Genomic DNA, 8,403 nt, shown 5'->3' with positions numbered 1-8,403 from the left:
GTACGGTGGTGTGAGAGGTCGCTGGATAAAATAATTATTCAGCTCCTACTCGATTATCAGAATTTATAAGTTTAGAGGATGAAAAAAATATAAAATTTGTGAACCATAAACGCACAATGCCGCTGATGCGGCACACAAAGGAGAGCCAAGATTAAGTTATAAATACCCCCTTTGCGTCCTTCGCGTCTTTGTGGTTCGATTTTTTTTGTTTAAAGTATATCAATCTTTTTCTATTTCGTAATCACTATAATAGGTTCGAATGAATGATTAGAAAAATTTAACAAATAAGAATAGGAAAACCAAAAAAAATGTCGAAGATTATGTAATAATAATTCTTTTATTTCAAAAATTCCCTAAATTTCCAGTTCTTGATGTTTTATATCAATAGATGAAGATGCTGAATCAGGAGTGATTATGATGAATAGAGAATATATACCAAAAAGTCCATTGGGTATTGCAATTATTTATATTTTATTAGGCAGTGTATGGGTTTTGTTTTCGGATAGCATGATTGAGCAGATATTTAAGGATATAAAGATCATCACTGCTTTATCCATAGCAAAGGGCTGGTTTTTTATTTTATGTACGGGGTGGTTACTCTATCGTCTTATTAAGCAGTCTCAGAAAACATTGATGACACAAAATATTGCTCTTGAGGTTTTAGGTGAAGAGCGTTTAGCGTCAGAAGAAGAATTGCGGCAGCAGTTAGACGAACTACTCAGTCGTGAAGAGGAAATTCGCAGACAAAACTTAGTGCTGGTTTCGTTAAATGAAACTGCTTTGGGGCTTATGAACCGTCTAAATTCAAATGAGTTATTACGAGATATTGTTGTAAGTGCAGCGAAACTTATTAATACGCCTCATGGATATGTATGTTTAATCGATGAAGAACAGGGAGTTTGCAGAAGGCTAATCGGTACAGGTGCCTATGAGGGGGAAACTGGTCGGCTGGATAAGCTGACGGATGGGCTGGTTGGGGAAGTGTACAGGATTGGGGAAATTAAAATGGTTGATGATTATAGTACATGGGAGAAACGTTTTACAGACCCCTATTTTGACAATATGCATTGTACGGTACAGGTGCCTTTTAAGTCAGAAGGAAAAGTATTTGGTACATTAGGTCTGTCCTTTGCTGAGCCAGAAAGAAAGTTTACGGTAAGTGAACTTGATTTATTAACACGTTTTGCTGAATTAGCTTCTATCGCTCTTGATAATGCCAATTTATTTACTACTTATAAGAATGAGCTCATAGAGCGCAGACAGACCCAAAAAGCCTTGCAGATTTCTCAAGCCAATTATCGGGCGATATTTGATGCAGCCAGCGATGGAATTATTGTTCATGATGCTGCTACAGGGGAAATTATCGATAGTAATCAAAAAGTTGAAGAATTGTATGGTTGTTCTCGTGAGGAAATGATTTCACGAGGCTTAGATAGACTGGGTAATCAGCAATTACCTTATAGTGGAGATGATGCTTTAGAATGGACTCGCCGAGCTGCTGTAGGGAAATCACAGCTATTTGAATGGATGATTCAAAGGAAGAACGGAGAAAGCATCTGGGTGGAAATTAATTTAAAAAATGCCGAAATCGCTGGAAGACAGTGTATATTATCTGTAATCCGTGATATTCGGAGACGAAAGCGAAGAGAAATCGAGCTTCATAAAATTCAGAGTAACAATCAGGCATTGATTAATGCCATTCCGGATAATATGTTTCTTATACGGTGTGACGGCATCATAATGGATTGCAAAATAAATTGTCCGCATTTGTACTATTTATGCTCTGATGAAATTATTGGGGAAAGTGTTTTTCAAGTCTTTCAGCCAAACCTTGCCGAACAGACGATGAACGCAATCGTGGAAGCGATTACGCGTGGCAAGTTGCAAATCTATGAATTCCAAATGACAAAGGAGCAAAACCAATATTATTTTGAAGCACGGATTGTACCAAGTGGTGATGAAGAAGTTCTGGCGATTGTTCGTGATGTAACGGATCGAAGGCAAATCGAGGAAAAACTAGCTTATTTGAGCCATCATGATGCAATGACTGGTTTATACAACCGGGCCTATTTCGAAGAAGAAATGCGAAGAATGGGTGCTATACGCAATGTGGCTGCAGGGATTATCATTTGTGATTTAGACGGCTTAAAACTTGTGAATGATACGTTAGGTCATAGTATGGGAGATGAAGTTTTAAAAGCTGTCGCTGATGTTCTTAAAAAGGCATTTCGTCCAAAGGACTTAATTGCGCGAATTGGTGGGGACGAATTTGCCATACTGCTTCCTTCTAATTCACGATCTGCTTTTAAAATTGCTTGTTCTCGTATTCATAAGTTAATCGAAGAGTACAATGGCAATAGACCCATTGTACCTCTTAGCTTATCTATCGGATTTGCTGTAACCAAAGAAACTCCTACGGATATGAATGCTTTGTATAAAGAAGCAGATAATTATATGTACAGAGAAAAACTGCAGCGTCATCAAAGTAACAAACATACAATTGTTCAAGCATTAATGAGTGCCTTAGAAGTTCGAGACTTTATTGCAGGTGGGCATGGCGAGCGCATGAAGGAATTAATAGTGTCTTTGGCAAATGCCGCGGGTTTACCTAAGCAAAGACGTGAAGATCTTCGCCTTTTTGCTCAATATCATGACTTGGGGAAGGTTGGAATCTCTGATGAGATTTTATTTAAGCCGTGTCCTTTGACGACAGAAGAATTTACAATTATGAAACAACATTCAGAAATTGGTTATCGTATCGCTCAAGCCACTCCTGATTTAGAGCCGATTTCGGAGTGGATACTAAAGCATCATGAAAGGTGGGATGGAACAGGATACCCTTTAGGTATTGAAGGTGATGAAATTCCTGTGGAATGCCGTATTTTATCCATTGTAGATTCTTATGATGCTATGACCAATGATCGTCCTCAACGCAAAGCAATGAGTCATGAAGCTGCAATCGCCGAACTGCGCAAATGCGCAGGCAGCCAATTTGATCCTCATTTAGTGGAGTTATTTATACAATTGCTAGATTGAAAAAGATATTTTGAAACGCGAAGATGCGAAGTCCTTCGCGTTCTTCGTATTCCTTCGGATCTTCGCGTTTCGTTGCTTTTTCTCTATTTATAAAAAATATAAAGATTATTTTTACCGATGTAGTGAGACAATTACATCGGTATGTTTTATAAGTAGAGGGAGTATAAGTATCGTATGTGAAAAACATACGATTTTATGAACCACAAAGGCACAAAACCGCTGGCGCGGTACACAAAGGGAACACAAAAAAATATAAAGCCCTTTGTGTCCTTTGCGTCTTTGTGGTTCAATTGTTTTTATGTTTTAAAGAGTACGCAGCATTTATAAAAAATAAAATAAATTAAGACAGGAATATGATATGAGTATGTCCAATATAGAAAAAAGGAAAATTTTTACAATTAAATAAACCTCCTCATAAAAAAAAGTCATGCTGGGAAGTGGTCGTGCATAGTATAGGAAATGGGCTGCATGAGTTTTTTGTGGCATGGGTAGAAAACGAATGGGGGATTTATGTTATGCGTAAAAAGGAATGTATTGCTATGATTTTAGCAGGTGGGCAGGGAAGCCGGCTGGGAAACCTGACACGTAAGATTGCAAAGCCTGCGGTGCCCTTTGGCGGTAAGTATCGTATTATTGATTTTCCTTTAAGCAATTGCCACAACTCTGGAATTGATACGGTGGGAGTTTTGACCCAGTATCGTCCTCTGGCTTTGCATAGCTATATCGGAATCGGTAGTCCATGGGACTTGGATCGCAGAGATGGCGGGGTGTATGTTTTGCCTCCTTATGCCCAGGAAGGTGGTGCAGAATGGTATAAAGGAACAGCGGATGCAATTTATCAAAATTTAAATTTTATTGATATGATCAACCCCAATTATGTATTGGTCTTATCAGGTGATCATATTTACAACATGGATTATTCACTGATGCTGGATCATCATAAGAAACAAAAAGCAGAAGCTACTATTTCGGTGATTGAAGTACCTTGGCATGAGACCTCACGCTTTGGCATTATGAATACGGATGAACAGGGCAGAATTACAGAATTTGTTGAAAAACCTAAAGAAGCGAAGAGTAATTTGGCTTCTATGGGAATTTACATTTTTAACTGGCGTTTATTGAGAAAGAGTTTGGAAGACGACCGTAAGAATGCCCTTTCCAGCCATGATTTCGGCAAAGATATAATCCCTAAGTTATTGATGGATGGTCATCGTTTATATTCATATTATTTTAAAGGGTATTGGAAGGATGTAGGCACAGTAGAAAGCTTTTGGGAAGCGAATATGGATTTATTGGCGGATGAGCCAGAGCTGGATTTATATAATCCTAATTGGCGGGTTTATTCTGTAAATCCTACCAGGCCGCCTCATTATATTGGCGCTACGGCAAAGGTCACTCGTTCTTTGGTGAGTGAAGGCTGCTCAATTTTAGGTGAGGTGGAGCATTCTGTAATTTTTCCCGGTGTACATATTGAGGAAGGGGCCATAATTAAGGATTCTATTGTTATGCCCTATGTTACCATTGGCAGAGGCGCGCAGATTTACCGAGGGATTATCGGACGAAAAAGCTTAATCGAAGAAGGTGCTTTGATTGGTTCAATCAATCACGAAGGTATATGTGTCATTGAGGAAAACATCGTCATACCTAGTGATGCTGAAATTCTAGAGAATCATATGATAAGTAAACAAAAACAGGTGGGATAAGATGCAAAACGTTATGGGAATTATTAATTTGAATCTTGGTCAGGATGTTTTAAAAGAGCTAACTATGGGAAGGCCATTAGCGGCTCTTCCTTTTGGCGGCAGGTATCGGTTGATTGATTTTATTTTATCCAATATGGTGAATTCAGGAATGCAGAATGTAGGGATTTTGGTGCAAGATAAATACCGGGCATTAATGGATCATTTGCGTTCGGGGAAGGAGTGGGATCTAGCCCGAAAAAGAGATGGGTTATTTATTTTACCTCCTAGCCCTAATCCTTGTTCATCAGGGGGATCCCGGGGAAGTGTGGAAAATTTTTATAATAATTTAGACTACATTGAAAGCAGCAGGCAAGAATATATGCTGATTACTGGCAGTCATATTGTCTGCAATTTAAATTATCGTAAGGCTTTTAAGTTTCATAAAGATATGAATGCAGACATTACAATCTTATATAAGGAATATGATGCAGAGGATGAACTTGAACTTTCCCAATATACCATCCTGGATTGTCAGCCTGACGGCCGAATTAGCGACATGGGCAGCCAATCATCTAGAACTGCATCCCGTAAAGTTTCCATGGAAATGTATCTGATTGAAAAAAGATTATTGGTAGAGTTGATTAAAGACTGCCAGGCACGAGGCGGCTGGGATTTTGTAAAGGATGTTTTAATTAAAAATGTAGATAAACTAAAGATGTTTGGTTATTCTTATAAGGGGTATGCGGCCAGGATTGATTCAATAAAAAATTATTATCGTCATAATATGGATTTGCTAAGGCCGGAAAAGTGGGAAGAATTATTTTTCAAATCAGGACTTGTGTATACCAAAGTAAAAGATGAAGCCCCGGTCAAGTATAAGGAAAATGCCAGAGTCTTTAATACCATGATTGCCAATGGTTGCATCATTGAGGGACGAGTGGAAAATAGTATATTATTTCGTGGTGTTAAGGTACATAAAGGTGCATATATTAAGGATAGCATTATTATGCAAAAATGTGAAATAGCTGAAAATGTGATTATTGAAAATGTAATCTGTGATAAAAATGTTTGTATTACTCGAGGGAAATGGTTAAAAGGAGAGAAGAGCTATCCTTTGGTAGTGGCAAAGGGAACTATAGTATAAGTACAGCGGAGTGAGCAAAAGATTATCCTTCAGAATTAGTCATTTTCAGGAGGTTTTTTTTGTTGATGGATAAAGAAGGATTTAAAGAAGCTTATAGCAAAAAGTTACAAGCCCTGCATGGTAAAAGTCTTGAAGAATCCAGTATTCACGATCAATTTATAGCGTTGGGGAGCCTGCTGCGGGATTATATCAGTCCAAATTGGATAAAGACCAATCAGCAGTATAAGGCCAACGGCGATAAACAAATCTATTATTTTTCAATTGAATTTTTATTAGGTAAATTGCTGGATATGAACCTGCTCAATTTAGGAATGAAAGAGGTTTGCCAGACTGGACTTGCAGAACTGGGGATTGATTTATCTGTATTATTGCAGGAAGAGCCGGATGCAGGACTTGGCAATGGGGGGCTTGGGAGACTTGCTGCTTGTTTTCTGGATTCCATGGCAGCCTTATCACTTCCGGGGCATGGCTGCGGTATTCGATATACCTATGGATTGTTTGAGCAGAAAATAGTAAAGAATTATCAAGTGGAATTACCGGATAACTGGTTAAAAGATGGTTATATATGGGAATATCGTAAAACGGATAAAGCAGTAGAAGTTGCTTTTGGCGGTCATGTAAGAAGCGTAGTAAAAGCAGATGGCAGAACCTATTATCTTCATGAAAATGCGGAAGTGATATTAGCGGTTCCTTATGATATTCCTATGATCGGATACCAAAATAATACGGTCAATACTCTTAGGTTATGGAGTGCGGAATTAGCACATAACGACTGCTCTTTTGCATTCCGTAATCGGAATGACTTCTTAAAAGCGATAGAATATAAGAACTCAGTCGAGCGAATTTCTAAGTATTTATATCCCGATGACACACATCCCGAAGGGCGTCTGCTGCGATTAAAACAGGAATATTTTTTTGTTTCAGCCGGATTACAAAGTATTCTAAAAAGATTTAAGTCCGCTAATAATAGGATTAAACTATTTCCTGATAAAATTGGTGTACACATTAATGATACGCATCCAGCCTTAGCTGTTCCGGAATTGATGCGAATCTTAATTGATGAGGAGAATCTTGGTTGGGATGAGGCTTGGCAGATTACAACTATGACCATATCCTATACCAATCATACTGTGCTGCCTGAGGCTCTTGAAACCTGGCCCGTGGAGATGTTTCAGAACTTACTGCCTCGGATTTATATGATGATCGAAGAAATTAACCAGCGATTCTGTAAGGAACTTTGGGAAAGATATCCTGGACAGTGGGGACGTATTAGAGATATGGCAGTGATTGCCGATGGTGTAATACACATGGCACGTCTGGCGGTAGTAGGCAGCCATAGTGTTAATGGGGTAGCGAAGCTGCATTCAGATATTTTGCAACAATATCTGATGCATAATTTTTATCAATATGATCCTACTAAATTTCATAATAAAACCAACGGCATTACTCACCGTCGTTGGTTATTAAAAGCGAATCCGCTGCTTACGGATTTAATTAATAATGCAATTGGAACCCACTGGATTGCTGATCCAAAAGAACTGCTGCTGCTGCGTAAATACTCCCAAGATACTGTTTTTAAAGAACAATTAGCGACCATAAAGCTTAAGAATAAAATAAAGCTGGTTGATCATATTTATAGTCATTATGGGGTATCTGTGAATCTTCATTCTATTTTTGATATACAAATTAAACGGATTCATGCTTATAAACGCCAAATATTAAATGTATTGCATATTATGCATCTATATAATGAATTAAAAATAAACCCTCAATTAGACATGGTACCACGCACTTTTATTTTCGCTGGAAAGGCGGCACCAGGCTATTATATAGCCAAACAAACGATCAAATTAATTAATATCTTAGGTTCTGTCATTAATCATGACAAAACAATACAAGATAAACTAAAAGTAGTTTTCATGGAGAATTATAGTGTCTCCTTAGGCGAAATGCTGTTTCCTGCAGCCGATGTGAGTGAGCAAATTTCTACTGCCAGCAAGGAAGCTTCTGGAACCGGAAATATGAAGTTTATGATGAATGGGGCTATTACAATTGGAACATTAGATGGTGCTAACATTGAGATCAAAGAAGCAGTTGGCCCGGAAAATATTATTATTTTTGGTCTCACAGCCCGGCAGGCTCTTGATTACTATAAGCATGGAGGCTACAATGCCTGGGATGTCTATAATGAAGATATGCGGGTCAAAAAGGTAATTGAGCAGCTGGTAAATGGGTATTTGCCTGATGAAAAAGAAGAATTTAGACCCCTGTATGATTACTTGCTGCGTAATAATGATGAATTCTTTGTTTTAAAGGATTTTGCAGCTTATGCTGATGCTCATCAACGGTTAAACGATAAGTTTCGCCAGAGACAGCATTGGCAGTCTATGTGTCTGGAAAATATCGCCCATTCTGGTTTGTTTTCCAGTGATAAAACAATACGGGAATATGCTGCGGAAACTTGGCATCTGGGGAAGTCAACTATAGGAGGATAAAATAGCAGTGAGAGTATACTTGTGCGTAAAGTATGCTCTCGCTTTA

At 38.3% G+C, this 8,403-nt stretch carries 4 protein-coding genes; all 4 read left to right on the top strand.

From position 1 onward, the window contains the following. The first annotated feature begins 414 nt into the window (after nucleotides 1–414). The 4 genes from LMF89_RS14795 to LMF89_RS14780 all read left to right on the top strand — a co-directional run bounded on the left by LMF89_RS14795 (nucleotide 415) and on the right by LMF89_RS14780 (nucleotide 8,357). On the top strand, nucleotides 415–3,036 hold the full coding sequence (locus tag LMF89_RS14795; protein WP_229535762.1) for a diguanylate cyclase domain-containing protein: 2,622 nt from the start codon (nucleotides 415–417) through the stop codon (nucleotides 3,034–3,036). 515 nt (nucleotides 3,037–3,551) lie between these two features. Further along, complete coding sequence (locus LMF89_RS14790; RefSeq protein ID WP_229535761.1) at nucleotides 3,552–4,739, top strand: glucose-1-phosphate adenylyltransferase; 1,188 nt, start codon at nucleotides 3,552–3,554, stop codon at nucleotides 4,737–4,739. A 1-nt stretch (nucleotide 4,740) separates the two neighbouring features. Continuing rightward, nucleotides 4,741–5,862, top strand: coding sequence for a glucose-1-phosphate adenylyltransferase subunit GlgD (glgD, locus tag LMF89_RS14785; protein ID WP_229535760.1), 1,122 nt, complete (start codon nucleotides 4,741–4,743; stop codon nucleotides 5,860–5,862). Between the two features lie 65 nt (nucleotides 5,863–5,927). Further along, nucleotides 5,928–8,357: a glycogen/starch/alpha-glucan phosphorylase gene (locus tag LMF89_RS14780; protein WP_229535769.1), complete on the top strand. Its 2,430-nt coding sequence runs from the start codon at nucleotides 5,928–5,930 to the stop codon at nucleotides 8,355–8,357. Nucleotides 8,358–8,403 lie beyond the last annotated feature (46 nt).

The organism is Pelosinus baikalensis, assembly GCF_020819555.1.
GTDB lineage: Bacteria > Bacillota > Negativicutes > DSM-13327 > DSM-13327 > Pelosinus > Pelosinus baikalensis.
The sequence above is the reverse complement of the archived record's forward strand: the minus strand, read 5'-3'. Positions and strand labels throughout refer to the sequence as shown.

Bases quoted from the DNA above. Each gene is read 5' to 3' on its own strand.
- LMF89_RS14795 (WP_229535762.1), top strand. From the start codon at position 415: ATGATGAATAGAGAATATATACCAAAAAGTCCATTGGGTATTGCAATT.
- LMF89_RS14790 (WP_229535761.1), top strand. From the start codon at position 3,552: ATGCGTAAAAAGGAATGTATTGCTATGATTTTAGCAGGTGGGCAGGGA.
- glgD (WP_229535760.1), top strand. From the start codon at position 4,741: ATGCAAAACGTTATGGGAATTATTAATTTGAATCTTGGTCAGGATGTT.
- LMF89_RS14780 (WP_229535769.1), top strand. From the start codon at position 5,928: ATGGATAAAGAAGGATTTAAAGAAGCTTATAGCAAAAAGTTACAAGCC.